General features: G+C 61.9%; 24 protein-coding genes. 9 read left to right on the top strand and 15 right to left on the bottom strand.

All coding sequences use genetic code 11. The annotated features are described in order from the left end of the window. Positions 1–40: 40 nt before the first annotated feature. Positions 41–1,330 carry an MFS transporter gene (locus tag BLW71_RS27925; protein WP_091804478.1) on the bottom strand — a complete coding sequence of 430 codons (1,290 nt, stop codon included), beginning with the start codon at positions 1,328–1,330 and terminating at the stop codon, positions 41–43. Positions 1,331–2,031: 701 nt separating this feature from the next. Between BLW71_RS27925 and BLW71_RS27915 the strand changes: the two genes are divergently transcribed. Then, complete coding sequence (locus BLW71_RS27915; RefSeq protein ID WP_091808981.1) at positions 2,032–3,702, top strand: electron transfer flavoprotein-ubiquinone oxidoreductase; 1,671 nt, start codon at positions 2,032–2,034, stop codon at positions 3,700–3,702. A gap of 69 nt (positions 3,703–3,771) precedes the next feature. Here BLW71_RS27915 and BLW71_RS27910 read toward each other — a convergent pair whose 3' ends face one another. From BLW71_RS27910 to BLW71_RS27865, 10 genes are all read right to left on the bottom strand, one after another. Further along, the gene (locus BLW71_RS27910; RefSeq protein WP_091804472.1) at positions 3,772–5,115 is read right to left on the bottom strand and encodes a TAXI family TRAP transporter solute-binding subunit; all 1,344 of its coding nucleotides are present in this window, start codon (positions 5,113–5,115) and stop codon (positions 3,772–3,774) included. A 199-nt stretch (positions 5,116–5,314) separates the two neighbouring features. Further along, positions 5,315–5,668, bottom strand: coding sequence for a RidA family protein (locus tag BLW71_RS27905; RefSeq protein WP_091804468.1), 354 nt, complete (start codon positions 5,666–5,668; stop codon positions 5,315–5,317). Between the two features lie 78 nt (positions 5,669–5,746). Beyond that, entirely contained in the window at positions 5,747–6,919 is a 1,173-nt protein-coding gene (locus BLW71_RS27900; protein WP_091804465.1) for an NAD(P)/FAD-dependent oxidoreductase, read from the bottom strand. After that, positions 6,912–8,330 carry an FAD/NAD(P)-dependent oxidoreductase gene (locus BLW71_RS27895; protein ID WP_091804461.1) on the bottom strand — a complete coding sequence of 473 codons (1,419 nt, stop codon included), beginning with the start codon at positions 8,328–8,330 and terminating at the stop codon, positions 6,912–6,914. Before BLW71_RS27895 ends, BLW71_RS27900 begins: the two co-directional genes overlap by 8 nt. Next, the gene (locus BLW71_RS27890) at positions 8,320–8,691 is read right to left on the bottom strand and encodes a (2Fe-2S)-binding protein (RefSeq protein WP_091804458.1); all 372 of its coding nucleotides are present in this window, start codon (positions 8,689–8,691) and stop codon (positions 8,320–8,322) included. The genes BLW71_RS27895 and BLW71_RS27890 overlap by 11 nt, the downstream gene beginning before the upstream one ends. Before the next feature lie 7 nt (positions 8,692–8,698). Continuing rightward, positions 8,699–9,835 carry an NAD(P)/FAD-dependent oxidoreductase gene (locus tag BLW71_RS27885; RefSeq protein WP_091804455.1) on the bottom strand — a complete coding sequence of 379 codons (1,137 nt, stop codon included), beginning with the start codon at positions 9,833–9,835 and terminating at the stop codon, positions 8,699–8,701. Then, entirely contained in the window at positions 9,832–10,629 is a 798-nt protein-coding gene (locus BLW71_RS27880) for an ABC transporter permease (protein ID WP_091804452.1), read from the bottom strand. The genes BLW71_RS27885 and BLW71_RS27880 overlap by 4 nt, the downstream gene beginning before the upstream one ends. Positions 10,630–10,644: 15 nt before the next feature. After that, positions 10,645–11,517 carry an ABC transporter permease gene (locus tag BLW71_RS27875; RefSeq protein ID WP_091804449.1) on the bottom strand — a complete coding sequence of 291 codons (873 nt, stop codon included), beginning with the start codon at positions 11,515–11,517 and terminating at the stop codon, positions 10,645–10,647. Continuing rightward, on the bottom strand, positions 11,504–12,583 hold the full coding sequence (locus BLW71_RS27870; protein ID WP_091804446.1) for an ABC transporter ATP-binding protein: 1,080 nt from the start codon (positions 12,581–12,583) through the stop codon (positions 11,504–11,506). Before BLW71_RS27870 ends, BLW71_RS27875 begins: the two co-directional genes overlap by 14 nt. A 57-nt stretch (positions 12,584–12,640) precedes the next feature. Further along, positions 12,641–13,708 (bottom strand): ABC transporter substrate-binding protein, encoded by a 1,068-nt coding sequence (locus BLW71_RS27865; RefSeq protein ID WP_091804443.1) that lies wholly within the window; start codon positions 13,706–13,708, stop codon positions 12,641–12,643. 157 nt (positions 13,709–13,865) lie between these two features. Between BLW71_RS27865 and BLW71_RS27860 the strand changes: the two genes are divergently transcribed. The 6 genes from BLW71_RS27860 to BLW71_RS27835 all read left to right on the top strand — a co-directional run bounded on the left by BLW71_RS27860 (position 13,866) and on the right by BLW71_RS27835 (position 19,759). Then, positions 13,866–14,819 carry a LysR substrate-binding domain-containing protein gene (locus BLW71_RS27860; protein ID WP_091804441.1) on the top strand — a complete coding sequence of 318 codons (954 nt, stop codon included), beginning with the start codon at positions 13,866–13,868 and terminating at the stop codon, positions 14,817–14,819. A 53-nt stretch (positions 14,820–14,872) separates the two neighbouring features. Then, positions 14,873–15,307, top strand: a complete 435-nt coding sequence (locus tag BLW71_RS27855) for a YybH family protein (protein ID WP_091804438.1) — start codon at positions 14,873–14,875, stop codon at positions 15,305–15,307. A 598-nt stretch (positions 15,308–15,905) separates the two neighbouring features. After that, on the top strand, positions 15,906–16,301 hold the full coding sequence (locus BLW71_RS27850; protein ID WP_286162138.1) for a hypothetical protein: 396 nt from the start codon (positions 15,906–15,908) through the stop codon (positions 16,299–16,301). Between the two features lie 333 nt (positions 16,302–16,634). Then, positions 16,635–17,102 (top strand): HisS family protein, encoded by a 468-nt coding sequence (locus BLW71_RS27845; protein ID WP_286162137.1) that lies wholly within the window; start codon positions 16,635–16,637, stop codon positions 17,100–17,102. Positions 17,103–17,827: 725 nt separating this feature from the next. Next, positions 17,828–19,009, top strand: a complete 1,182-nt coding sequence (locus BLW71_RS27840; protein ID WP_091804432.1) for a porin — start codon at positions 17,828–17,830, stop codon at positions 19,007–19,009. A 267-nt stretch (positions 19,010–19,276) separates the two neighbouring features. Next, on the top strand, positions 19,277–19,759 hold the full coding sequence (locus BLW71_RS27835) for a cupin domain-containing protein (RefSeq protein ID WP_091804430.1): 483 nt from the start codon (positions 19,277–19,279) through the stop codon (positions 19,757–19,759). Between the two features lie 110 nt (positions 19,760–19,869). On the opposite strand, the gene BLW71_RS27830 is transcribed toward BLW71_RS27835, so the two are convergent. Beyond that, positions 19,870–20,787: a LysR family transcriptional regulator gene (locus BLW71_RS27830; RefSeq protein WP_091804427.1), complete on the bottom strand. Its 918-nt coding sequence runs from the start codon at positions 20,785–20,787 to the stop codon at positions 19,870–19,872. Positions 20,788–20,926: 139 nt separating this feature from the next. Here BLW71_RS27830 and BLW71_RS27825 point away from each other — a divergent pair, with 139 nt between their 5' ends. Further along, on the top strand, positions 20,927–21,691 hold the full coding sequence (locus BLW71_RS27825; protein WP_091804424.1) for an SDR family oxidoreductase: 765 nt from the start codon (positions 20,927–20,929) through the stop codon (positions 21,689–21,691). A gap of 119 nt (positions 21,692–21,810) precedes the next feature. Here BLW71_RS27825 and BLW71_RS27820 read toward each other — a convergent pair whose 3' ends face one another. After that, on the bottom strand, positions 21,811–22,425 hold the full coding sequence (locus tag BLW71_RS27820) for a TetR/AcrR family transcriptional regulator (protein WP_091804421.1): 615 nt from the start codon (positions 22,423–22,425) through the stop codon (positions 21,811–21,813). An 85-nt stretch (positions 22,426–22,510) separates the two neighbouring features. Here BLW71_RS27820 and BLW71_RS27815 point away from each other — a divergent pair, with 85 nt between their 5' ends. Continuing rightward, complete coding sequence (locus BLW71_RS27815) at positions 22,511–23,641, top strand: MBL fold metallo-hydrolase (RefSeq protein ID WP_091808979.1); 1,131 nt, start codon at positions 22,511–22,513, stop codon at positions 23,639–23,641. Between the two features lie 187 nt (positions 23,642–23,828). Here BLW71_RS27815 and BLW71_RS27810 read toward each other — a convergent pair whose 3' ends face one another. Then, positions 23,829–24,677 (bottom strand): hypothetical protein, encoded by an 849-nt coding sequence (locus BLW71_RS27810; RefSeq protein WP_091804418.1) that lies wholly within the window; start codon positions 24,675–24,677, stop codon positions 23,829–23,831. Positions 24,678–25,075: 398 nt separating this feature from the next. Continuing rightward, the gene (locus BLW71_RS27805) at positions 25,076–25,294 is read right to left on the bottom strand and encodes an HP1242/YdcH family protein (protein WP_091804415.1); all 219 of its coding nucleotides are present in this window, start codon (positions 25,292–25,294) and stop codon (positions 25,076–25,078) included. Positions 25,295–25,403 lie beyond the last annotated feature (109 nt).

Below are 25,403 nucleotides of genomic sequence, written 5' to 3'. Positions count from 1 at the left end.
GCGGCCGTTGTCTTTGTCGCCGCAGCCATAGCCAGATCAATCAAGTGGCGGCTTGCGTGGCGAAGTGATTGAGGGTTCTGTGCGAGCGATCAGGATGAAGCCAGCGCACGGCGGCGAGGGAGGCCGCGATTAGCAGGACGGCGCTGACCGTGAAGCCGAGTTCATAGGCATGGCTGTTGCCGCCGCCATAGACCTGTACGATCCGTCCCATCACGGCCGGTGCGAATGCGGCGCCAAGACTTGCGAGTGCCGTGTGGATGGCGACGAGCGCCCCGCGCTGAATGTCCGGGACCATTTCGGCGAGCAGCGCGGGAGCCAGCGTGAAGCTCAACGTCGGCAATGCGCCGGCCACCGCGAGTAACGCCACTTTCTGCAACGGCGGCAGGTGAAGCAGCATGAGGGTGATATACAGCAGAGCCCCGGCAACCGCCGACAAACAGATCAGATGGACACGCGCCTTGCGTGTGGACACGCCGCGTCCGAGCATGCGTTGGGATAACCAGCTCAGGCCCACGTTGACCGGAGTCGCGGTCGCGACCACCACGGCGAAGCAACGACCCGCATCGACACCGCTGAATCCGAGCCCTTTTTCGAGGTAGGTGGGGATCCAGGTCAGGCTCAGGCCCAAGGTCCAGTAGGCGGTGAATCCGAGTGCGAACACCGAGAGGACCGAACGGTCCGTGAGGATTCTCCGATACGGTAGCCGCGACGTGCGGTTTCGCGCGATCGGCGCGGCTTGCTGCCTACCGAGGCCGCCCTCGCGCCCGAAACATGCCCACAGTACGCTCCACGTCGCGCCTATCGCGCCGAGGAGCAGAAAGTTCATACGCCATCCCCACTGTCTCGTGACGAGCGGAATCAGCAGGCCGGCCAGCAGCATGCCGAAAGCCGCGCCCTGGTTGATGATGGCGACAGGCAGATTGCGTTTGCGGTCGGGGAACCACTTGTACAACGCATGCACGGAAACCGGAAACGCCGGGCCTTCGGCGGCGCCCAGGATCACGCGGCAGATGAGCAGCCCCAGCGCGCTCGTCGCCATGGCCTGCGGCAATTGAAGTACCGCCCAACTGAGGCCCATTGCCAGCAATAGCCAGCGGGTCTGGAAGCGGTTCGAAAGAAACCCCACGAGGACGGTCGAAATGGAAAAGAGCCAGAAGAAGCTGCCGGCGACAAGTCCGAATTTTTCCGGAGACAGGTGCAGTTCGGCCGTCAACGGCACGGCCACCAGACCGAGCACGATCTTGTCCAGGAAATTGATGAGGGCGAGCCCCGTCAGCAGGAAGGTCATCGTCCACGCGGACTTTGCCTGGAAATCAGGGGAAGCGGTCATAGGTTGTCTCCGGTAGTCCTGCTCCCGGCGGACTTCGCTGTCCCGGCCGGTAATGCGGACTTTGTAGCGCCACGGTAATGGGTGCGCGAGGGTGGGCAACCACCCGGAACAGGTAGGCTAGGGAAAACCTTGTTGCCCTGGATGGGGAAATGTCCCGTTATTCATGCGGTGTTGCCGCGGAGGAACGGCGTTCTACCCCACCGGGGTGGTGGCACGGGAAGCGCATTGCCTTACTGTGAGTCCATGAAGTATCGAGCGGGATCGCGGTTCCGATCCGTGTCAGCCTTCATGAGAGGAGAGGCAGTGAATACCCGGGAAACATCGTTGCGCGGTCTCGTGGAAAAGTGGTTTGGACCTGAATCGCAAATGCGGGCGCGGGTGACGCTTTTCAGTCACTCCCGGGCCGGCCGTTGGCGTTATGTGTGCGTGGCGTCGAGGCGGGCGACCGGTGAGCTGTCGATTTTTTTCTTCCGCCACGACGATGGTTCGTGGTCGGTGTTTCCCCCGGAAACAAAGCGGCCGTCAATGAACGTGGCGCGCATGCCGGTATTGCCCGGCGCGGCAGGACCGGTTGCGTTGCCAGGTTGAGCGGCGTCCGCTTCGAGGTGGAAGCCGGAGATCGACGGGTTCGAATCGTTTGCTCAGGCGCGGCATGTTGTTGTGTTATCAACTAGAAAATATTGGAGATCGGTGCTGTGTCAATCCCGACATTCCTGGGTGACGATGAGTTCGCCCGCGAAGCAATCGAATACGACGTCGTGATCGTCGGCGGCGGCCCGGCTGGGCTGTCCGCGGCGATTCGCCTGAAGCAGCTGGCGGCGGAAAAAGGCGCTGAAATTGGCGTGTGCGTACTGGAAAAAGGCTCGGAGATCGGGGCGCATATCCTCTCGGGCGCGGTCATGGATCCGCGCGCCATGACCGAGCTGATTCCGGACTGGAAAGAAAAAGGCGCACCGCTGACCGTGGATGTGACCGAAGACAAGTTCCTGTTCCTGACCGAAACCGGTTCGAAGAGCGTGCCGGTCTGGGCGTTGCCGGATAACTTCAAGAATCACGGTAATTATGTGATCAGTCTCGCGAATGTGACGCGCTGGCTGGGTCAGCAGGCTGAGGCGCTGGGCGTGGAGATTTTCCCGGGCTTTCCTGCGGCCGAAATCCTTTATAACGACGACGGTTCGGTCAAAGGCGTCGCGACCGGCAACCTGGGCATCGGCAAGGATGGCGAACCGACCGAGAACTTCCAGCTCGGCATGGAGCTGCACGCGAAGTACACGCTGTTCTGTGAGGGCGCGCGTGGGCATCTTGGCCGTCAACTGAACGATAAATTCAAGCTGCGCGAAGGCGTCGATCCGCAGGTCTACGGTATCGGCATCAAGGAACTGTGGGAAATCGATCCGTCGAAGCACAAGCCGGGTCTCGTGATGCATACCGCCGGCTGGCCGCTGGAGAACGACACGTATGGCGGCTCGTTCCTCTATCACATGGATAACAACCAGGTGGTGGTGGGTTTTGTGGTCGGACTTGGCTACACGAATCCGTACCTGTCGCCGTTCGAGGAATTCCAGCGCTACAAGACACATCCGGCAATCCGCGCGGTGCTCGAAGGCGGCAAGCGGGTGTCGTACGGCGCACGGGCGATCACGGCCGGTGGCCTCATGTCACTGCCGAAGCTCGTGTTCCCGGGCGGCGCACTGGTCGGCGACGATGCGGGCTTCCTGAACGCATCGCGGATCAAGGGTTCGCATGCGGCGATCAAGACCGGCATGCTGGCCGCCGACGCCGCTTTTGAAGCCGTGCAGGCTGGACGCACCAGTGATGAACTCACCGCGTACCCGGAGAGCTTCAAGACCTCGTGGCTGCATACCGAACTGAATCGTGCGCGCAACTTCAAGCAGTGGATGAGCAAGGGTCTGTATCTCGGCACGCTGATGGTGGGCATCGAGCAGAAGCTGCTGGGCGGCAATGTGCCGTGGACGCTGCATCACCAGCATTCGGATCACGAGATGCTGAAGCCGGCTTCGCAGTGCAAGCCGATCGTCTATCCGAAGCCCGATGGCAAGCTGACGTTTGACCGGCTCTCTTCAGTGTTCATCTCGAACACGAACCACGAAGAGAACCAGCCCGCTCACCTGACGCTGAAAGACCCTTCGGTGCCAGTGAACGTGAACTGGCAGACCTACGCCGGCCCGGAGTCACGTTACTGTCCGGCAGCAGTGTATGAGTTCGTGAAGAACGACGACAACACCGAACGTCTCGTGATCAACGCGCAGAACTGCGTGCACTGCAAAACCTGCGATATCAAGGACCCGACGCAGAACATCGTGTGGGTGACGCCTGAAGGCGGCGGCGGTCCGAATTATCCGAACATGTAGTCGATCTCGCAGGGCGACCTGACATGGCCGCCTCGCGTGGGATCCGAGCCCTTCGACTTTCCTGTCAGGCTATTTATTTATCTGCGCAGCCATGTGGGAAATCCGCCCTCTAACGACTTCAATTGCCAGCTTGAGGGCGTACACATCTGGAAGATAACGCTGCGGCATGCGTATCTGGTTAGCGTTCGCGTCGATCTGTTCGATCTCGGCGCTCCATTGCGAGATCTGTTCCTGGCTCGGCCGTTCACTTCGCCATATCTCATCTTCCAGCAGTTTCACTTCGCGATACCAGACTACGAGGCGGTTTTTGATCCGTGTCTCCGCGATTCGGGGCAACGCCTGAAGCACGCCAAGCAGCAAAGCCGCGAAGGGCAGAAGAATCAGAAGACGCCGCTCGATAAAACTGGCCAGCCAGAACGGAAGGTAGCGTTGCAGGAACGGACGGCCAGATTTGAAGTAGCGAATGCTTTCGTCGGAAACGGGAAATTCGTCGGTGTTGACGTTGGGAAACGTGCCGAGTGGCGTGAAGTAATCTTCGCGGCCATGGACGGCGCTGGCCGCATCCAGCAACAGATAGACGAAGGCCGGGTGCAACGAGTCTTTCGCCACGAGCAAAGCCGTTGCGGCGAGCAGGGTGACATCCGCCGACGGACGATCATTGGCAATGCTCGTCGAGCCGCGCGGAAAAATGACTTTGGAGAGAGCCGGAAATTTTTGGACTAGCGCGTCGGCCTGAGCAAAGCTCATTAGCTTCAGATTGCTGTTGAGCAGGGTTCGTTGCATATCGGCATCCGGCCTGCCAATAAAGAATGCCGCATCGAGTTGTCCCGTTTCGAGACCTTGATACGCTTTGGTAGCGTCCATTTGCAACAGCTTGGCGTCGTCGCCGGAGACACCGCTGTAGGCGAGCAATTGCAGCGCGACGTTCAGCAGACCACTGCCAGGAACGCCAATGGAAATCCGCTTGCCACGCAATTGCGCCAACCGGTCAATCGTGGTGTCGCCGCGATAGAACACCCAGATCGGTTCGTACGACACCGCGGCGATCGTTTTGAGGTTGTCGGTCTCTTTCGGACTGGTCGTGCCTGACTGGATAAAGCCGACCTGGTAAGCGCTGTCTGGATCCTTCAGCCGCTGATAATTTTCGATCGAACCGGAAGAACTGCGGATATCGAGCGTCACGCCTTTGCGTTTCAGGATCGGGCCGTAGCGGTCCGCAAAGCCGCGATAGATTCCCTGGTCTGCCCCGGATGTGATGACGATCGTATGCTGAAACGCGGGTTCGAGAATGATCGCCAGCAACCAGCCCGACACGGCCACCAGCAGAATCGCACCCGTGATGAAGAGCCACGGGCGCTTCGGCCTGATGGGTCCTTTCCGGGCGCGATGGAGAACGGGGTTGTTCCTTGGCACGTTTCGGCCTCTTTGGTCAGCCCTCCGAACGGGAGGAGCACAACGCTGCCCTAACGTGCGTAGACTGCAGGCTACCCGGCTTCATGTCAACAATCCGGCAGGCGCTTTCTTCCTGCGCTGTATCGGCAATCAACCAGGCAGAAGGCGTTTGTCGGCGAACCCTCAGACGCCAGATAAACACCCGCGCCAGCAGCACCTCTCAGGCAAGTGCCACCACCGCGATTTCGACCAGCAACTCGGGCGCGGCAAGCTTCGCTTGCACCGTCGCGCGCGCGGGTGCGCTACCTTGCGGAACCCATGCGTCCCATACCTCGTTCATTCCCGCGAAATCGCGGGTAATGTCCGCGAGCCAGACCTGTGCGGAGACGAGTCGCGTCTTGTCGATGCCGGCCTTCTCCAGAAAATTGTCGATCTTCTCCAGCACCTTCGCGGTCTGGAGTTTCACGTCAGCGGTGTGATCGGCGGAAGTCTGGCCGCCGACGAATACGAGGCCGGCCGCCTTGACGACGCGGCTCATACGTTGATTGGTTTCGATACGAACGATATCGGTCATGACACTCTCTCCAGTTGAAGTCGAACGAAGTCGCCGCGCGCTGACTGCTCGCACGACGGCGCAAAGAAATAAGAGCGTTTAATGCGTCGCTAGAGACGAAGCACCGCTAAAGGACGACTCCGCGGTGCGGCCAAAGCGATCGATGGCAAACGCATCGAGCGAAATCGACGGCGCGCCGTCGAGCATCAGTTCGGACACCAGCTTGCCGCAGCCCGGCCCGAGCTGAAAGCCGCTGCCGCAATAGCCAAACGAGTAATACAGATCCGACGCCTTGCGGCTCGCGGAGATGACCGGCAGTTCATCTTCGGTAAACGCTTCGACGCCGGCCCACGCGCGGTTCACGCCAAGATTGCGCAGATGAGGAAACAGATCGGTCACGGTGCGCGCACTGCGCACGAGACGAACGAAATCGACTTCGCCGTGACGATTGGCCAGATCCGCAATGCCGATCAGCTTGCCGCCAATTACCACGGTGCCGTTGTCGAACTGCTTGAAAGACAGCGGCCTGCCCGTTGCGCCGAGCGTCGCGGAGCAGAACGGTGCAACACGATGCGTGACCATCAGCATCAAACCTTCGGGGTGCACCGGCACGGGCTCGCCGACCTGCTTCGCCAATTCGCCGGACCACGCGCCCGCGGTGACGAGCAGCTTTTGCGCGCTGAACGTGCCGTGTGACGTGACGGCGAACCATCGCGTGCCACGCTGTTCGATGCGGCGCACCGGCGTGCCTTCCAGAAACCGCGTGCCGAGTCGTTGCGCGGCGAGCCGGAATGCGGTGGTGGTTCGATAGGGCAGCGCGTAGCCGTCGCGCTCCACCCAGATTCCGCCAGTGACATGCCGTGCGAGCGCCGGTTCGAGTTCGAGCACGCTTTCCCGGTCGATGACCTTTTCGTGCGTGAATCCATGCGATTCGAGCAGGGCGACGCGCTCGCGGCATGCTTCGAGTTCGTCATCCGTTTCCGCGATCTTCAACTGACCGGAAGGAACGAAGCCGCCATCCTCACCGAGCAGATCGGTCATGCCGTGCCAGATTTCCCGCGACATCAGCGCAAGCGGAATCTCGGGCAATGGACGGCCCAGCGTGCGCACGCCGCCTGCATTCACGCCCGACGAATGACGCGCGACGTAGTCGGCTTCGAGCACGATCACCTTCGCGCCGCGCCGCGCCATGTGGAACGCGCTGCTCGTGCCATGCAGCCCGCCGCCGACCACGAGGACATCGGCTTCCTGAATGTCGGTCGTGTCACTCACCAGCGAGTTCTCCGAGCGTGAGCGGCTTGATCGGCGGACGGATGCGGTAGTAGCCGACTTCGGCGGGCGAGACGCGGCGCGCGTCGGCGATCACTTCCGTCACGGTGAGGCCGCACATGCGTCCCTGACACGGACCCATGCCGCAGCGTCCGAACGACTTCGCCTGATTCGGTCCGACACAGCCGAGTTCGACGAACTTGCGCAACTCGCCCGCGGTGACTTCCTCGCAACGGCACACGATAGTCTCGTCGCGCGGAATGCGATTGACGTCGCGCGGACGATACAGGCTGTCGAGAAAAGGCCGGATGCGCATCACGCCCGCCAGTGCGCGGCGATGCGCGACGGCTTCCGCGTCGCGTGTCGCCGGGGTGATCGCGCCGAGTTGCGCGGCCGCCGCGAGACCCGCGAGCGTGCCCTGCAAGGCCGCTGCCTGCGCGCCGCCGATGCCCGCGCCATCGCCCGCGACGAAAATGCCGGGCACGTCCAGTTCGCCCCATGCATCGACTTTCGGGGTGAAGCAGAGCTGCGCGTTGTCCCAGCGGTGCGACGCGCGCAGCGCTTGCGTGAATTGCGTGTTCGGCACGACGCCTTGGTGCAGCAGGATCACATCGGCTTCGATACGATGCGCCGTGCCTTGTGTCGTGAAGTGAAGCGCGGCGGCGCGCTCCACGTGATCCGTGCCGATGCGCGCTTCCACGCGCAGATCGTCCGCCGCCTCGAAGATCGGCACACCCGCTTCGCGCAGCGTGCGGATCAGTTGCAAGCCTTTGCTCAGAAACGGCCACGCGCGCAGCGCCGCCAGCGCGTGACGCTTCGCGCGCCAGCGGTCCTCGTGACGCGTGGTATCGACCAGCGCGCGGATCGGCACGCCGGCGCGCACATACTGCCAGCCGAGCAGATACAGCAGCGGCCCGCAGCCCGCCAGCACCGGCGGCGCGGCCGGCACTTCGCCCGCGCTCTTCAACAGAATTTGCGCTGCGCCCGCCGTCAGCACGCCGGGCAGCGTCCAGCCCGGAATCGGGAAGGGCCGCTCCAACGCACCGCTCGCGAGAATCACGCATTGCGCGTCGACGCTGCTGATCTTGCCGTCCTTCAGATAATTGACGCCGCGCTCGCGCGTGACCTGCCACACCGTCGCATGGGTCACGTGGCGCGCGCCGGAGGCGGCGAACGCATCGGCAATGGCGGAGCCCGCTGCGTAGTCCGGCCCGAGAATCTCCTTGCGGCGCGCATCGGCGCGGCCGATGCCGCGATAGATCTGGCCGCCCACGGCGTCCTGTTCGTCGATCAGCACGGTTTTGAGGCCGGCACGCGCGGCGCGCGTCGCTGCGCTCATGCCCGCGGGGCCGGCGCCCACCACGACGACGTCGACGGCTTCGGAAGCGAAATCGGATGCGAAATCAGCGGCCATGGGCGTTCTCCAACGGTGCGTCGGTCAGGTTTGCGGGCGGCAGGTCGCGCGCGCCTTCCTGCGAGCGGATTCGCATGCCGGCTTTGACTTCGACCATGCAGGCCTGGCGGCTCGGCACGCCATCGATTTCGACGAGACATTCGAAGCACGCGCCCATCATGCAGAAAGGCGCGCGCGCTGCGCCCGACACGGGCGTCGCACGAAAGCGCGATACGCCTGCGGCGAGCAGCGCCGCCGCCACGGAGCGGGCGCCCGGCACGGACAGCGGCCGGTCGTTGAACCAGATGTCGACGCTCGCAACGGCTGCGCCTTGCGCGTCCGGTAGCGGCTTGAAGAGTGTGTGAGTCGATTGGGTAGTCATGTCGAATTCAATGAGCGGGAGTCAGTTCTCCGGCGTGCTCGAAGCGGCGCGCGGAGAAAGTGGGCAATTCCTCGGGCATCGGCGCGCCCATGATCCACGGCGCGACGCGCAGCGCATGCGCGGCCGCCAGCGTCACGCCGCTATGGCAGGTGACGACGAACGCGCCGGGGTGTGCCTCGGACTGGTCATAGATCGGAAAACCGTCGGGACTGTAGACGCGCAACGCGGCCCACATGCGCACGAGCCGCACGTCATGCAACATCGGGAACGCGCGCACGCCGCGCCGGGCGATGTCGGCGAGCACATGCGTGGTCGTGAAATCGTTGAAGCCGACTTCTTCCATCGAATCGCCGAACTGCACGCTGCCTTCGTCGGTCTGGCGTACGTTGAGCGTCGGATACTCGAGAAACGGTGCGACGCGCTCGCTCACCAGCACCTGGCCGCGATTGGGCGCGACCGGCGCGTCGAGTCCGACGAACGGCGCGAGCGTGCGATTGCCGAGCCCGGCAGCGAGCACGACCCGCGCCGCGCGATACGTCCCGCGCTTTCCATGCACGACGAAGCCCTGCGCTTGCGGCTCGATGCGTTCCGCGCGTTCGCCCGACACGAGCCGCACGCCGCGCGCCTGCATGGCGGTGTGCAGTCCGCGCAGGAGCTTGAGCGGGTTCACGTGACCATCCATTGGCGTATAGCTCGCGCCGATCACCGCGGGGCCTATCTGCGGAATGCGCGCGCGAACTTCGGCAGCGTCGAGCATCTGGTAGGGGTAATCGCCCAGTTCGGCTTGCAGTGTCGAGAGGCGTTTTTCGCGTTCGGCGAGTTCGTCGTCGTCGAAGCAGAAGTGAAAGCCGCCGGGCTGACGCAATGCCACGTTCACGCCTGTTTCCTGCAACAGCGCTTCCGCGAGTCCCGGCCAGCGCGTGGCCGAACTGCGCGACCACCGTGCATAAGGCGACAGGCCATAGCCCTTGCCCTGAACCCAGACGAGGCCGAAATTGCCGCGCGACGCGCGAAAGCCGCCGTCGTCCTCGTCGAGCACGGTCACGCGCGCGCCTTCGCGGGCGAGTCCGTAGGCCACGGCCGAACCGACGAGGCCGCCGCCCAATACAAGGACGTCGGGGCTGGCGGTGCTAGTCAATGTCATCGGGTTTCTCCGATCAGAATGCGATCCAGGCCGACCATGCGGTCGAGCAGGATCATCAAAAGGACCGTGCCGACGATCAGCACCGCCGACACCGAAGCGACCAGCGGATCGATCGTCTGCGCGATCTGGTTGTACATGGCGACGGGCAGCGTGGTGGTGCCGGGCGTCGCGACGAAAATGGTCATGGTCAGTTCGTCGAAGCTCTGGATGAACGAGAGCACCCAGCCGCCCGCCACGCCGGTGCGGATCATCGGCAGCACCACGCGGCGAAAGGCGGTGAAGCGGCTCGCGCCACAGGAGAGCGCGGCGCGTTCGGCATCCCGATCCAGCCCGACCGCCGACGACAGCGCGAGCCGCAGCGCATACGGCAGCACGATGATCACGTGCGCGCACACCAGCGACCAGAACGATCCGGACAGATGCAGCAGCGACAGAAAGCGCAGGAACGCGATGCCGAGCACGACTGCCGGAATCATCATCGGCGAGAGGAAGAAGCTCGTGAGCGCGGCGCGGCCCGGAAAGCGATAGCGGGCGATCGCCAGCGCGGCAGGCACCGCCAGCAACACGCCGATCGTCGCCGCCGCGAACGCGAGCCGCACCGAGAGCCAGAATGCCGCGACGATGTCGCCGTTCTCGAGGATCGCGCGGAACCAGCGCAGCGACGCGCCGTCGAAAGGCATCGAGATGAAGCCCTTGTCGGTGAACGCCACGAGCATCACCACCGCGAGCGGCGCGAGAATGAAAGTCAGAAAGAACGCGTTGTAGACGAGGCCGAGAATGCCGTTCTGTTTCATGATCGTCTCCTTCGCTCAGTCGAAGATGTGCTGGAAGCGGCGTTCGGCGAGCCGGCTGCAACCCATCACGATCGCCACATTGGCGATCAGCAGTAGCACGGCGATAGTCGCGCCGAGCGGCCAGTTGAGCGTGCCGAGGAACTCGTCGTAGGCCGCGGTGGCGACCACCTTGAGGCGCCGGCCGCCGATCAGCGCGGGCGTGGCGAACGCCGAGGCCGACAACGCGAATACGATGATCGAGCCCGACAGCACGCCCGGCATGATCTGCGGCAGCACCACGCGGCGGAACACCGCGAACGGCGAGCCACCGAGCGAGCGGCCGGCCCATTCCACCTGCGGATCGAGCTTCTGCATCGTCGCCCAGACCGACATCACCATGAACGGCACCAGTACGTGGGTGAGCGCGATGATCATGCCGGTCATCGTGAACACGAGGCGAATGGGTTCGCTGGTGATGTGCAGCGCTTGCAGAACGTTATTCAGCACGCCGTTGTTGCCGAGCAGAATCTGCCAGCCGAGCGTGCGCACCACCACGGAGATGAGCAGCGGGCCCAGCACGATCAACAGACAGAGCGACTGCCACGGACGCTTCATGCGTGCGAGCACGATGGTCTCCGGCACGCCGAGCACGATGGACAGCAGCGTGACGGCGAAGGCGAGGCCGGCGGTGCGCAGGAAGATCGTGCCGTAATATGGGTCGCTGATGACTTCCCAGTAGTTCGCGAGCGTATAGGCGGCCGTGACACCCGCCGTATCGCTGAAGACGCGGAACGACAGCATCAGCGTGAGCAGCATCGGCACCAACAGCAAGCCAATGAACAGCAACAGCGCGGGGCCCGATAGCAGCCACGGCGCGGCACCGGGGCGGGCGTCGTCAAGCGTGGCCATGAGGGCTCTCCTGGTTGTCTCGCGTGAGCACGCGCAGGTCGTCGTCGGTCCACGCGAGGCCGACTTCGTCGCCTTCCTCGGGCGGTGGCGCGCCGTGATTCGGTTGCGCGATACGCAGCTTGCCGAGTTCGGTGTCCACTTCGAGCAGCCATTGATTGCCGACGAAAACACGTGTCGAGATGCGGCCGCGCACCCGCGCATCGCCATTGGCCAGATGCACCTTTTCCGGACGGATGTACACGTTCACCGCGCCGTTGACATGACGGCCTTCGTGCGGGACATGCAGGGTAGTGCCCGCGACCTCTACCTCGGCGCAGCGCGGATTGCGGCGCAGCACTTCGCCGGAAAACGCGTTGGTGCGCCCGAGGAACGTCGAGGCAAACGGCGTGGCGGGGCGCTCGTACGCGTCGTAAGGCGTGCTCAGTTGCGCAATCACGCCGCGATGCATCACCGCGATGCGATCGCTCATGGTCATCGCTTCGACCTGATCGTGCGTGACGAGAATCGTCGTGATGCCGAGCCGCTTCTGGATCGCGCGCAATTCGATGTGCATCTCTTCGCGCAACTTGGCGTCGAGGTTGGACATCGGCTCGTCGAGCAGCAGCAGTTCGGGCTGCATCGCGATAGCGCGCGCAATCGCCACGCGCTGCCGCTGGCCGCCCGACAGTTCCTTCGGATAGCGGTGCCCGAGGCCGTTCAGGCGCACGAGCGACAACGCCTCGGCAACGCGCTCATCGCGCTCCTTGCGCTTGACCTTGCGCATCTCCAACCCGAAGCCGACGTTGCCTGCCACCGTCATGTGCGGAAACAGCGCGTAGCTCTGGAATACCACGCCGATGCCCCGTTTCTCGGGACGCTCGTGCGTAATGTCGCGGCCATCGAGCAGGATGCTGCCGGTGGTCGGCGTGACGAAGCCCGCGACCATTTGCAGCGTAGTGGTCTTGCCGCAGCCGGACGGTCCGAGCAGCGAAAGCAGTTCGCCGCGTTCGACGGAAAGATCCAGGTGTTCGATTGCCGTGAAATCGCCGTAGCGTTTCGAGATGTTTTGCAAAGTCAGGAAGGCCATACGCCTTGCTCCTTCATCAGATCGCGCGCCGCGCGAGGGACTTGCTGGTGTCGGAGTTCAGCGTTCGACCGAACGGTTCCAGCGCTCGGTCCACTCGGTGCGATGCTGGTTGATCGTGGTCCAGTCCATCGCGGTCAGCTTCGAGATCTGTTCGGGACCGTAGGGCACGCGCGCGGCAATCTCCGGCGTGAGTTTGACGGTCTTGTTGACCGGACCCAGGCCGATGCCTTGCGCTTGCAACGTCTGCACTTCCGGGCTCAACAGGTATTGCACGAACTGCTGCGATAACTGCGGCTGGGCGTTTTCCGCGACGGCACATGCCGCTACCTGCAGCGCGACCGCGCCTTCCTTCGGGTAAATGAACTTGAGCGGAAAGCCGGTGTTCTGCAATGCGACTGCGCGGCCGCTGCCATAGGGCGCGAGAATCACGTCGCCCGCCTGCATCTGGCCGTCCATTTCGCCGGGCGTGGGCGCCCAGGAGAGTACGTTCGGCGCGACGTCCTTGGTCATCGCGGCGAAACCTGGATCGATGTTCTTCTCGCCGCCGCCGGAAAGACGCGCGAGCATCACGAGCGTATGCAGACCGTAGGTGTTGGTGATCGGCGGCACGCCGAGTTTGCCCTTGATGCGGCTGTCGGTGAGCGCCTTCCACGAATCGGGCGGCGGCAGGCCGGCCTTCTTGAACGCCTCTTCGTTGTAGCCGATGCCGGTCGCCACCATGCCGACGCCGATCGCGGTCGGTCCGAGCTTCGCGAGCGGGTAGAGGTCTTTCATCACGGGCGCGTCGTCGAGCTTTGCGCACAGGTTGAGCTGCATCGCCTGATACATGGGACCATCGTCCATCACCGCGACGTTGATCTGCTGATGGCCTTTCTGCGCCTGCAACTTGGCGAGCGTATCGCTCGAATTTCCGGCGACGTAGACGATCTTGACGTTGTGCGCCTTTTCGAACGGCGGAATGATTTTTTGCCGGTAGACCTGCTCGTTTGAGCCGCCGACATTGGCGACATACAGCGTGGTCTCGGCTTGTGCGAAGAGCGGCGCGGCGAGGGCGGACGTGAATGAAAGCGCCGCGATGGCGGTGCGGGATGGGGCGGACAGACGGCGATGCAACGCTCTTCTCATGACGACGATCTCCAGTTCCGGTGTGGGGAGGCGGGCTTCACTGCCCGTCGTTACAATGCAGTGTCGCGCCGGCTGGTCATGTCGTCCAATACGAATAAAATACCTATCTATGCATGGATGATATGGATTGGTGGGCCTCGTCTAAGGGAGAATACGGATGAATCTCAAGCACATCGAGGCGTTTCGCGCGGTGATGGTGTCGGGATCGATGACCGCCGCGGCCAAGGCGCTCTTCACTTCGCAGCCGAACGTCAGCCGTCTGATCGCGCAACTGGAGCGCGATACGGGCTTGCAGCTCTTTCAGCGCAGCGGCGTGCGTCTGATTCCAACCAGCGAGGGCGAGGCGTTCTTTCGCGAAGTCGAACGCGCGTTCGTCGGCTTGCAAGGGTTGGTGGCTGCCGCGGCGCAGATTCGCAATCTCGGCAGCGGGCGTTTGCGCATCGCGGCAATGCCTTCGGCGGGCATGACGCTGGTCCCGCATGCGATCAAACGCTTTGTCGAGCTATTCCCGGAAGTCACCGTGTCGCTGCACGTGAATACGTCGAGCACTGTCAATCATTGGACGGCGTCGCAGTTTTGCGACCTCGGCGTGGCCGTGTATGTCAGCGAGGCATCCGATTGCGAGGTCGAGCAACTGTCGGATGTGGCTGCCGTGTGTGTGTTGCCCGCGGCGCATCGGCTGGCGGCGAAGCGCAGCATCAAGCCGGAGGATCTGGAAGGCGAGTCGTTCATCTCGCTGTGTCACGGCGACGGCACGCGTGCGCAGATGGACGAGGTGTTCCAGCGCGCGGGCGTGCAGCGCGTCCTCGCGATCGAAGCGCAATACACTGCGATGTGCTGCGAGATGGTGCGTCACGGCATGGGGGTGACGCTCGCACATCCGATCGTCGCGCGCGACTTCGCAGGACCTGGGATCGAGATTCGCCCTTTCTTGCCGGCTACGCGTTTTCAGACCTATCTGCTGTTTCCTCCGCACCGGCCGCGGGAGCGGCTCGCATCGGCGTTCGTCGAGGTTTTGCGGGGCTTGCACGAGGAATTGCTGGCGGAGGTCGTGGCGCCGGCGCGGAGTGTGGCGGGACGCCGGCGGGTACGGGTGCGGAGTGGGGCGTGAGCGGTGAGCGGTGAGCGGCCGGCGTCCCAATGTAGACACTTGTGAGAATCCACATGAATCAAATGAGACAACCCGAAGACGCGCTCCACGCGTTTCAGAACGCCTGGAACCGCCACGACATGGAGTCCCTCGGAGCGTTGTTCCATGAGGACGCGACCTTCGTGAACCGGTTCGGGCACTACGTGCGCGGCGTCGAGGCGATCATCGAGCTGCATGCGCCCATCCACGCCACTATCTACAGCGATTCGACGCTGGAGAACGAGTTGATCGACGTGGTCGCGATCGGCCGCGATGCGGCGCTCATGCACTTCTGGAGCCGCCTCACGGTCGGTGCGGCGCATCCGGCGGGGCCGCATGCTGTCGATACGCTGATCCTTGCGGTGCTGACGCGGCAGGCTGGCGAGTGGCGAATCAAGGCGCTCGAGAACGTCACCCTGACGAATCCTCGCACGGGAGAAGCCATCTTGAGAGACGGCGGGGTGGTGTGATCGGGCAGCACAATCACTTTCACGACGTACGTTACCGGAAGCACCTGGGTTTACCAGATCAAACCTGCCTTTTCCGGCACAGCGTTATAACATTGTGTGGATAAGGCGGTAATAAGCAGCGGCGTTCAAGGCCGTGCGATTGCAATTGCGCTTACGAGCGCTTTGCGGTTCCGGCACTCCAGCCCACTAGCGTCCTATAGTGAACCGCTTTGGTCAATAGAGAGGTGTGCTCAGTTGATCGCTGGGGAACCTCGCCGGATACTCGTAGCGTCGCCCTTCGCTGACAGCCTCATGCTATCCGACGAAGGGCGCAGACCGATACGCCGCGGCCCCGGACTCGACTGAACTTGCCGGAAGGCTTCGGACATGGGAGACGAAGTATAAGCGGGACTGAAGGGGGCCTGAAATGGCGCACGCTGATCTGGCTGTACTTGGGGGTGTGGGAATTCTCTCGCTGGCTTGTCTTGTCGTATGCGGAATGTATCTGTACCTGTGCAGCGACAGATGCCGCAACCGAAAGCACCGACCGGAACCGCAACCCGGCGGCACCCGATCCACCGGCCAAAATGGCGAACCGTCTTCAGCAATCAAGGCAACCATGGGCACGCAACTCAGCGATCGCTGCAGATCCTCGCTCTATCGGGCCGTATTCAGTCACGCCGACGAAGACAGCATGGTGTTCGTGTTCGCCGGCACCCGCGAAGACGCCCGCGAGCGCGCGGCGAGCGCACTGGCTGCCATTCACACGATCCCGGTGCGGAACGTGCAACTCGCCGATCTCGCGTCGTTCCGTGAAATGGTCGACATTGGCGTGAGCGAGGACGAAGATCTGCGAATCTTCGAAATGGCCTGGAAAGGCGCGGACGTGAGCGCGTGGGCCGAACATCCACTCTTTCTTACTGACGACCCTGGATTGCTCGGCAAATGGGCCGAGTTGTACGGCGACCTCGCGCGCCAACTGGCCGTCGGCGCAATTGAAAAAGCGCGGAACTGATCTTCTGCCGACAGGTTGAATTCGCGGGGCGTGGGCTGTACGGAAGCGCCCCGTTTCGTTTGCGCTCGCGTCGACGAGTTCAGTGCAGGATGGTGCTTCCAGGTTTTGTGTGTCAGTATTGTCTATATGGAACTTCGTAACGTACCGACCCGGCTTTACCATCATCACGGCCACGATCCAGTGCGCCGTGATTCGTTACGTCCATAGCAAGGAATTCGGGAGTTCGTTTTCTCCGTCTCCATGCACAAACGATCAAGGCGCCTCAGGCGCCTTTTTTTATTTTCCGGACTCGCGAGGATCTCATGACCATGATTCGCGGAACTCGTTTTATCGTTGGGAAGGAAGCCGCACAAATACGCACTCTGGAAGATCGGTTCCGGAGCTACCTTCATTGATGCTGGAGCCGAAGAGGCTATCGTGCCTGCCTTGTGGTCGCAGGATACGTTCGTCCAGAAGGCCGGCGGCAGTGAGATCATCGGCCAGATGTGGGCCTTTCCGGATAAGAAGGGACGACCTTGCTGTCTGATCCCGGAAGCCACGGCCTTATTCCAGGAGAGGTGCATCGCACTGCTTGGTCAACGAGAGGCGCGCATGCTGTTCTACGTTGCGCGCTGCTATCGATACGAGCGACCGCAGGCCGGCCGCTATCGGGAGTTTTCGCAACTGGGATTCGAATATCTTTGCGCAAATCCTGAACTGGCTGCGAGGCGGAGCCTGGAGATTGCGTCGGCTTTCTCGATTCACTCGGAGTGCGCTATGAGATCGATGATGCGGCTCGCAGGGGACTCAGCTATTACCTGAACGGCCAAGGTTTCGAGATGCGCTGCACCGAACTCGGCGCGCAACAGCAAGTTGTAGGCGGAGGGGCATACCGGGAGGGCGCGGGTTTCGGCATTGGGGCAGAGCGGTTGCTGTTAGCCATGGCTGCTCAAGGGCTCATATAGCGAAGGGAAGATCGAGGGGGCATTCACATGTCCCCTGTTCTCAGATAGTGGCCGTTCGCCCGCCGACCTGACTCATGCGCTGAAAGGCCGTTTGAGTTAACACGCGATCGCCTATTGAATCACGCGTGTTAACTTCATTTTTTCCAATTCGGCAGATTGGAGTCGAATCATTAATCGGACGCCATTCCGGCAAAGAGCCGTCAACCAATAAATAGTGATTTAGTAATCTCGACTAACCCGATGGACCGAGGTTCGTTACGCCCGGGGCGCGTACGCCGACGTTGAGCTATCCATAACAGTCTCTTCCTGAAAATACGCTTTATCGGCCCCGGCACGTACGCCGACTATATGCCTGCGTCACGCGTCGAGCCATGGACGTGGACGCACGCAGCTCCCTAATCCCGGCAAGCAGCCGCTTACACGATCAGACCGCACAACATTCGGCCTGCAGCCAGGTGCATGAAAGCATTTTCAGGAAATGGAAAATGCAATCCACACAATGCGCGCATTAATCGTCTCCTGCCGGCATATCGACATATATCGACATATATCGCAACCCCTCGCAAAGCATCAGATTAATATATGAATAAAAGAAAGTTGAAGATGAAAATTCGGATAACGAGCGTTTTGCTCGCGTTCGCCAGTCCGGCCGTGCACGCACAAAACTCGGTGCGCCTGTCAGGATCGGTCGACGCGGGTCTCGCCTACGTCAGCGACGCGGGCAACGCGAATGGTCATCGAAGTGCCTGGCAGGCGAAGAATGGCGACATCAACATCAGCCGATGGGCATTGTCCGGCAACGAGCAGATCTCCAGCGATCTCAGCGCGATTTTCACGCTGACCAACGGCTTTAACGTGATGAACGGCACCGCCGCGCAACAGGGCCGCCTGTTTGGTTTTCAGTCGTGGATGGGACTTGCTTCGCAGTCGACAGGCACGCTCACATTCGGTCGTCAGTTCGACGAAGTCGTTCAGTTCGTCGAGCCGTTCGCGCTGGGCGGCACACGATACGGCGGTACCGCTTTCGCGCACGTTTTCGACAACGACAACCTCGACAATTACACACGCACGAACAATTCGGTCAAATACACGAGTCCGGTGTTGCTGGGTGGACTGAAGCTCGGCGCGCTATATGGCTTCTCGAACGAAGCGGGCGGCTTCGCGGATAACCGTGGCTACAGTTTTGGTCTCGGGTATCAGTACACCAATCTGGACCTCGGTGCGGGCTACTTTCAATTCAATAACGCATCGAACCTCGCGACGGCCAATACGAACGGCGCCGAACCGGCCGGCGCGCCGTTCAACGCGGAGCGGCAGCGCACCTGGGCGGCGGGCGGCCTTTATCATTTCACTCAAACGGCGGTCGGCCTCATATTGAGCGAAACGCGGCTGGACAAAGCCTCGTCGATCAACAACGTGGCCGATACCGCTATCAGCCTGCCCGGCGACGACGTGCGCTTCGACAACGTCGAAATCAACGTGCGCTACGCCGTCACTCCGAGGTGGGATATTTCGGCTGCCTATACATTCACGCTCGGCCGCTTCGCCACGCCGACGGGCGTGCGCTATCCGAAGTGGCATCAGGCCGGCATCGTCAACACCTACTTCCTGTCGCCCAGCACCGACGTCTATGCGGAAGCCATCTATCAACGCGCCAACCAGTTGCAAGGAACCGGGATTCAGGGCGCGCAGATCTCGAACTTCTCGCGCGCGTCCGGCGCGAACCAGTTCGTCGCCGCCTTGGGGCTGAGGCACCGTTTTTAGCCGACCCGTCATGGTCGGCGCGCCGAGGGGCTCTGTCGCAATCCGCAGCGGCGGCCGTGGCTGCGCTGGCCGGACCGCGCGTTATCGAGCGGGTCGATAGCTCTGGCTTTAGCTGAAGACAACTGATCAAACCCCGCCACGCCGTTCCTCTGAACAGCAAAGGCGGGGATTGCTTCAGGCATTGAAGGCCACCGCGCGAGGATCGTGCGTCGTTCGTTCTCTCTGTAACCCGCTATCATCGTTTTTCGTCACCAAGGAGAACAAGCGATGAGTCGCCCGGATTTCATCAAGCACTGGACCGAACTGGAAGAGCCGCATGCGCATTGCTATCGGGGTGACTCCGAGCCGATGGGACTCGACGCGCCCCTCTCCGCCGCGATGGGTATTACGCGGATCGGCATACATCATGTCAGGCTCTTGCCGGGTCGGCGCACTTCATATCCGCATGCTGAAAGTACCGAGCAAGAGTTTGTCTACGTGCTTCAAGGCAAGCCCGATGTCTGGATCGACGGCGTTCTGCACGCTCTTGTCGAAGGCGACTCGGTTGCGTTTCCGGCCGGCACCGGTATCTGCCACACGTTCATCAACAACACTGCCGACGAAGTCAGGCTGATGGTGATCGGCGAGCGCCCGCGCGAAGACAACCGTATCCGATATCCGCTAAATGAAGCGTACGAACTGACGCGCGCGGACCGCTGGACGGACTGGCCAATCAGACCGATCGGCGATCATGACGGGAAGCCGGAGTAACGTCCGCTTCCAAAGCGCGGACAGTTCATACGCGGCGTAAACGGCAATGTCGGCGCGCGCTGGACGCAGTTTTCCATGCGCCTTCGATTCGTCGGCGCTGCGACACGCGCTTACGCGTGGTCGGGCCGATCCCACGGAGGCGTTCCGCCGAATGCATCGACGAGGAAATCGATCAACGCGCGCATCTTGGCGCTCATGTGTCGACGACTCGGGTACAACGCGAGCACGTCGATGTCAGGCAGACGATACTCAGGCAGGACCCGAACGAGATGGCCGGCACGCAGGTCGTTGCCGACCAGAAACGTGGGCTGCCAGATCACGCCTTGCCCGGCAAGCGCGGCAGCACGCGCTGTGTCGCCATTGTTGGTGCGCATGTGGCAGTTGACCTTCACGATGTGAGCCTTGCCATTTCTGTCGATCAGTTGCCATTCGTCGCCGGTGGCCGCATACGAGTAGCCGATGCATCGATGTTCGTTCAGGTCCGCGGGCGCTGCGGGATATCCGTAATGCGCGAGGTAAGCCGGCGACGCACACAGAATGTTGGTGGATGTCGCAAGCTTGCGGGCTGCGTAGTTAGTCGAACCGGCGCGTGAGATGCGAATGGCGAGGTCGTAACCTTCATCGACAATATCGACCACGCGGTCGATCAGCGAGACGTCGAGTTCCACTTCGGGATATTTCCGCATGAACTCGGGCCATAGCGGCGCCAGGTGCAGAATTCCAAAACTCACAGGCGCGTTGATGCGCAGCCGGCCGCGCGGTTCGATCGACGCGGACGACACGAGCCGCTCGGTCTCGGCGACGTCGTCGAGAATGGATTTGCAGCGTGAGTAAAAGGTCTCGCCGCCCTCGGTGAGCGAGAGTTTGCGTGACGTGCGATTCAGCAGGCGCGTGCCGAGATGCGCCTCCAACTCATTCACGTAGCGGGTCACGTTGGCGGGCGAGGTTTCGAGCACATCGGCTGCTCGCGTGAAGCTGCCTCGGCTCACCACGGTCACGAAGACTTCAAAAGCGCGCAGCCGGTCCATGTCTGCCCCTGATCATTCATAATTGCTGAATGATATACCTATGTTTTGCGCCTTTCTGCATGCATGGCTGAAGCCTATAGTGCTTTCCACGGACCGAGGTATTCGGCCTCGGTCGACAAACTGCTGCAGGAGATTGAACATGCAACGCTTGAATGGAAAAGTCGCCATCGTGACTGGTGCCAGCGCGGGAATTGGCCGGGCCACCGCAAAACTATTCGCTGCGGAAGGTGCGAAAGTGGTGATCGCGGCGCGCCGCGAAGCTGAACTTGAAACGCTCGCTGCTGAGATTGCCGACGCGGGCGGTGAAGCCGCTTTCCTGGCGGGCGACGTGCAGTCGGAGGCCTTCGCGAAAGCGCTGGTGGCGCTCGCCGTCAGCCGCTTTGGCCGGCTCGACATTGCCTATAACAACGCCGGCACGCTGGGCGAAATGGGCCCGAGCACGGGCGTGTCGGAGGCTGGCTGGTCGGCGGCATTGGCGACCAATCTGACGAGCGCCTTTCTGGGCGCGAAGCACCAGATCCCCGAAATGGTGAAGCAAGGCGGCGGATCGATCATCTTTACGTCGACGTTCGTCGGGTATTCATTCGCGTTCCCCGGCACCGCGGCCTACGCTGCGAGCAAAGCCGGACTAATTGGGCTGACGCAGGCGCTCGCTGCCGAGTACGGCCCGCAAGGCGTGCGCGTCAACGCGATTCTGCCCGGCGCCGTGGATACGCCAATGTATCGCGATATGAATGATACGGCCGAGTCACAAGCGTTCGTCACCGCGTTGCATGCGCTCAAGCGGGTTGCGCGGCCGGAGGAACTTGCCCGTTCGGTGCTCTATCTGGCGTCCGACGACTCGTCTTTCGTGACCGGCACTGCTTCGCTAGTGGATGGCGGCGCATCGATTACACGCACGTGAAATTCCGGGCGGCGTCCGGGACCTCGATTGAAGAGATCGTCCACGTGAACAGGCTGCGCTTCGTGGCCCACACCAGTTCGCGGCATGTGAAGTTCGAATCGCGAGCCCCGGACGCCGGCTCACGCATAGCGCGCGAGGAACAGGTCAGCGACCGATTCCGCGAGCTGACTTTGCTCCTGTTCGCCGAGCGGCGCCTGGCCCATCGTCACCTGCGGCCAGAATGCAAAGCCCTTCACCAGCACCTGCAACTGCAGCGCTGCGAAACGCGGGTCGTCGGTCTTGAGACGGCCGTCCGCGGCGGCCGCCCGGACCCACACGGTCAGGTCTTCTTCGCGTTCACCGAGGCGGGCGACCATATCCCGCGCGCGTTCCGGCGAATGAATTCCGGCCGCTATTGCCACGCGTGCAAGCGACAGAAAAGACTCGTCGTTTAGCAGCCGCAGCTTGCGGCCCAACAGGTCGAGCAACTGTGTGCGCAATGGTTCGTCGGCACGGTAGGCGGGCGCGTCGCCCTGCTGGCTCGCGTCCCAAAGCCGATGAAGAATCGCCGCGAAAAGGGCTTCCTTGCTTGGGAAATGGTTATAGACCGTACGTTTCGAGACGTTCGCGCGGGCGGCGATACGGTCCATGCTGGTCGCGTCGTAACCGGCCGCGAGGAATTCCTCGATCGCGGCGCCGACAATGGCGGCACGTTTGCGGTCTGTCAGGCGTTGAGGGGTGTCACTTGAATCCATGAGCGGATTTTACACCGGGCAGTTTACTTTTCTCGAAAATAAACTACACTGCCGAGTGTACATTTTTCTTTGGACCGCCTATCTCATGACGTCGCTCCCCGCCTTTGTCAGCCGCGTGCTCGGCGTTACCGCCGCGAAACGCGGCCGCGCGTTGTCCAGCCACTCACCGCAGCACGACGGTGAACGTTTTCGCAACGTCAAGCCGCGTCCCGTCGAAGGCCTGCGCAAGACGCTTGGGATCGCGTGGAACCTGCTGTTCAACAAACCGCGCGGCACGGTGCCGACGGTCGCGTTGCCTGTGGGCGCGCTGACGCGTTCGCAACTCGACGAGGCGCCCGACCGCAGCCTCTACCGGCTCGGCCACTCGACGATGTTGCTGAAGCTGCGCGGCCAGTTCTGGCTGACCGATCCCGTTTTCGCCGAGCGTGCGTCGCCGTTCCGGAATCTGGGCCCGAAGCGCTTCCATGCGCCGCCGATCGCGCTGGCCGATTTGCCGCCGCTACGAGGCGTGATCCTGTCACACGATCACTATGACCATCTGGATCGCGAAACCGTGCTCTCGCTCGCGCAGAGCACCGGTGTGTTTCTGACACCGCTCGGCGTGGGTGACCGGTTGATCGAATGGGGCATCGACGCTGAGAAGGTACGGCAGTTCGACTGGTGGCAAGGCACGGAGGTGGATGGCATGCAGTTCACCGCGACGCCCGCGCAGCACTTTTCCGGTCGTAGCCTGTTCGACGGCAACAGCACGTTATGGGCGTCGTGGGTGATCGTCGACGATGATCTGCGTGTTTTCTTCAGCGGCGACACCGGCTACTTCGACGGCTTCAGGACGATCGGCGAGCGCCTTGGACCATTCGACGTCACGCTGGTCGAGACCGGCGCATACGACCCGCAGTGGCCGTACGTTCATATGCAGCCCGAAGAAACCGTGCAGGCGCACATCGATCTGCGCGGCCGCTGGCTCGTGCCCATTCACAACGGCACGTTCGACCTCGCGATGCACCACTGGCAGGAGCCGTTCGAAAGGGTGAGCGGCCTCGCTCTCGTGCATGGTGTCGCGCTCTCGACGCCCGGCATGGGCGAGCGGCTGGATCTGAGCGCCCCGCATCGCGGCGAACGCTGGTGGCGCCATGCCGTCGAGACCGCCGCTGCGCCGAAGACCGCATGGCGCCTGTGCGCGTCGCGCAATGCCGCAGACGCGGAGTCTTCCTGAAGCCTGATTGGCGCCGCCTGGTCGTCGGGTGATTGCGCCTCGCAATACCTCATTCGCCAACACTCATTTACAGGTCTCCGCTACTCAGAAGTGGAATATCGCACAGGCTACAAAGCGAGCCAGTCTATCGGCGCAACTTCGCAATTGATGAGGATGGCAGGGAAGTCGGCGATAGGCTTACCAGAACCTATGAGCCGACCCTGATCAGGAGCGTGATGTCTTTGGCAATGACAGCCTGCTCGGATCCGAACACACCGGCGGGAATAACAAACTTCCCACCATAGTGAATCGTGTGCAACCCTGCGGATAGTGGCTCCAGAAGCAGGTAGTAGCCGTCAGCGACGGCAGTCCCTGTTCCACCAGTATGGCCAAAAATCCACGGGCTCGGAGCAGAAAACGAGAATTGGCCGATCGGCGTGCGATAAGCCGAGATGTTGCCTACGGAAACACCGTCGATGGTGCAGAACAAATCACGGATGTCGCTTGCGAAGGCACTGACAATTTTCAACTGGTCCGGCGTGAACGCCTGGAGTGGTGGATTGTTCAGCGACGACGTCCCATTGAACATGGGCAGGAAGATAGACGTTCCGTCGAGCACCGACAGAAAGATAGACGTCCCAGCAGGAATGGTTGTCGCCAGCTGATTGCAGGTCAGCGGTGCAGAATTGGGCGTGGCCCAATACCAGACGTTTCCCGTTTGCGCCGCTGAGATGGGACGATGGTTGCAGTCGTCGAACGGATGGGGAAGGGGGCCGAGCGGCAATTCCAGCGCCCACCGCCAGAACGAGACCGCCCACTGACTATATGTTTTGCCGCGGAACTGCACATTGAGCGACACGACATGGCGATTCACGACCACGTCCTGTGGATTCACGCTATTGGCGATCACCGAGGTGGCGGCGCTGTCACTCCCGGCACCTCCGCCACATCCAGCTAAAAGAATGGCAAGCGCGATCGTCCCTGCCGATGTTCGCAGTCCCCTCGTAGCAAGCGTGATGATCGCGGTACGTTCTCGCGTTTTTACGTGGACGTTCATGCTGTTCTCCTGCCGGGGCGAGCTTCATCTGCTGCTACCCAATGCATAGCCGAGGGTGCCGCATTGTTGGCATGCCTCAACAGGTGCTGAACCGTCGCACGGAATCTGCCTGATGTATCTTGACGAGGCGCCCACCGCCGTGGGAGCGCATCGCATGATTCGTTATATGTCGGCGTTGAATCGAATACAAGACTGCAACCACGCGGCTGTTGTCAGCAGTCTAAAGGTGCGTCACCGTGAGTTGCACCGGACGCTACGTCGCTGTCATGCCGATCATTCGGGCCACCGTGGCCACAGCTCCAAACCATATCGACAACGTTTGAGAAGAACGCGGCATTACGTCAGTGCTTGCAAAATATTTGGCTTGCCTCACGGAAGTGATCTCGGCGGAAAGCAGCTTACGCAGCAGAGGCCTTCTTCAGCACCGCATAAAGCTGATCTTTGAGCTGGAGCTTTTCTTTCTTCAGCGTTTCGATAGCGGGGTTGTCAGACGGGGTCACGCCCGCTTCCATGTTGCTGATCTGGTGGTCCAGTTCATTGTGACGATCAAAGAGCCGCGAGAAATGAGCGTCTTCGGTTTTCAGGCGGGAAATCAGGTCGCGAAATTCAGGGAACATCACACACTCCTTTTTCGATCACGGGGGAAAGATCTGGCCTTGCAATTCGTTAGTATTTCACCCGCAGGAATGCTCGGCCTTGATTCTTATCAAGGCGCTATCGGACGGG

It is taken from the genome of Burkholderia sp. WP9, from assembly GCF_900104795.1.
In the GTDB taxonomy this organism is placed as follows: domain Bacteria; phylum Pseudomonadota; class Gammaproteobacteria; order Burkholderiales; family Burkholderiaceae; genus Paraburkholderia.
The sequence above is the reverse complement of the archived record's forward strand: the minus strand, read 5'-3'. Positions and strand labels throughout refer to the sequence as shown.

Excerpts from the sequence above, each read along its gene's own strand:
- BLW71_RS27810 (WP_091804418.1), bottom strand. The coding sequence starts at position 24,677 with ATGAACGTCCACGTAAAAACGCGAGAACGTACCGCGATCATCACGCTT.
- BLW71_RS27840 (WP_091804432.1), top strand. The coding sequence starts at position 17,828 with ATGAATAAAAGAAAGTTGAAGATGAAAATTCGGATAACGAGCGTTTTG.
- BLW71_RS27890 (WP_091804458.1), bottom strand. The coding sequence starts at position 8,691 with ATGACTACCCAATCGACTCACACACTCTTCAAGCCGCTACCGGACGCG.
- BLW71_RS27925 (WP_091804478.1), bottom strand. The coding sequence starts at position 1,330 with ATGACCGCTTCCCCTGATTTCCAGGCAAAGTCCGCGTGGACGATGACC.
- BLW71_RS27825 (WP_091804424.1), top strand. The coding sequence starts at position 20,927 with ATGCAACGCTTGAATGGAAAAGTCGCCATCGTGACTGGTGCCAGCGCG.
- BLW71_RS27835 (WP_091804430.1), top strand. The coding sequence starts at position 19,277 with ATGAGTCGCCCGGATTTCATCAAGCACTGGACCGAACTGGAAGAGCCG.
- BLW71_RS27865 (WP_091804443.1), bottom strand. The coding sequence starts at position 13,708 with ATGAGAAGAGCGTTGCATCGCCGTCTGTCCGCCCCATCCCGCACCGCC.
- BLW71_RS27855 (WP_091804438.1), top strand. The coding sequence starts at position 14,873 with ATGAATCAAATGAGACAACCCGAAGACGCGCTCCACGCGTTTCAGAAC.
- BLW71_RS27860 (WP_091804441.1), top strand. The coding sequence starts at position 13,866 with ATGAATCTCAAGCACATCGAGGCGTTTCGCGCGGTGATGGTGTCGGGA.
- BLW71_RS27885 (WP_091804455.1), bottom strand. The coding sequence starts at position 9,835 with ATGACATTGACTAGCACCGCCAGCCCCGACGTCCTTGTATTGGGCGGC.
- BLW71_RS27905 (WP_091804468.1), bottom strand. The coding sequence starts at position 5,668 with ATGACCGATATCGTTCGTATCGAAACCAATCAACGTATGAGCCGCGTC.
- BLW71_RS27880 (WP_091804452.1), bottom strand. The coding sequence starts at position 10,629 with ATGAAACAGAACGGCATTCTCGGCCTCGTCTACAACGCGTTCTTTCTG.
- BLW71_RS27820 (WP_091804421.1), bottom strand. The coding sequence starts at position 22,425 with ATGGATTCAAGTGACACCCCTCAACGCCTGACAGACCGCAAACGTGCC.
- BLW71_RS27815 (WP_091808979.1), top strand. The coding sequence starts at position 22,511 with ATGACGTCGCTCCCCGCCTTTGTCAGCCGCGTGCTCGGCGTTACCGCC.
- BLW71_RS27895 (WP_091804461.1), bottom strand. The coding sequence starts at position 8,330 with ATGGCCGCTGATTTCGCATCCGATTTCGCTTCCGAAGCCGTCGACGTC.
- BLW71_RS27805 (WP_091804415.1), bottom strand. The coding sequence starts at position 25,294 with ATGTTCCCTGAATTTCGCGACCTGATTTCCCGCCTGAAAACCGAAGAC.
- BLW71_RS27875 (WP_091804449.1), bottom strand. The coding sequence starts at position 11,517 with ATGGCCACGCTTGACGACGCCCGCCCCGGTGCCGCGCCGTGGCTGCTA.
- BLW71_RS27850 (WP_286162138.1), top strand. The coding sequence starts at position 15,906 with ATGGGCACGCAACTCAGCGATCGCTGCAGATCCTCGCTCTATCGGGCC.
- BLW71_RS27870 (WP_091804446.1), bottom strand. The coding sequence starts at position 12,583 with ATGGCCTTCCTGACTTTGCAAAACATCTCGAAACGCTACGGCGATTTC.
- BLW71_RS27830 (WP_091804427.1), bottom strand. The coding sequence starts at position 20,787 with ATGGACCGGCTGCGCGCTTTTGAAGTCTTCGTGACCGTGGTGAGCCGA.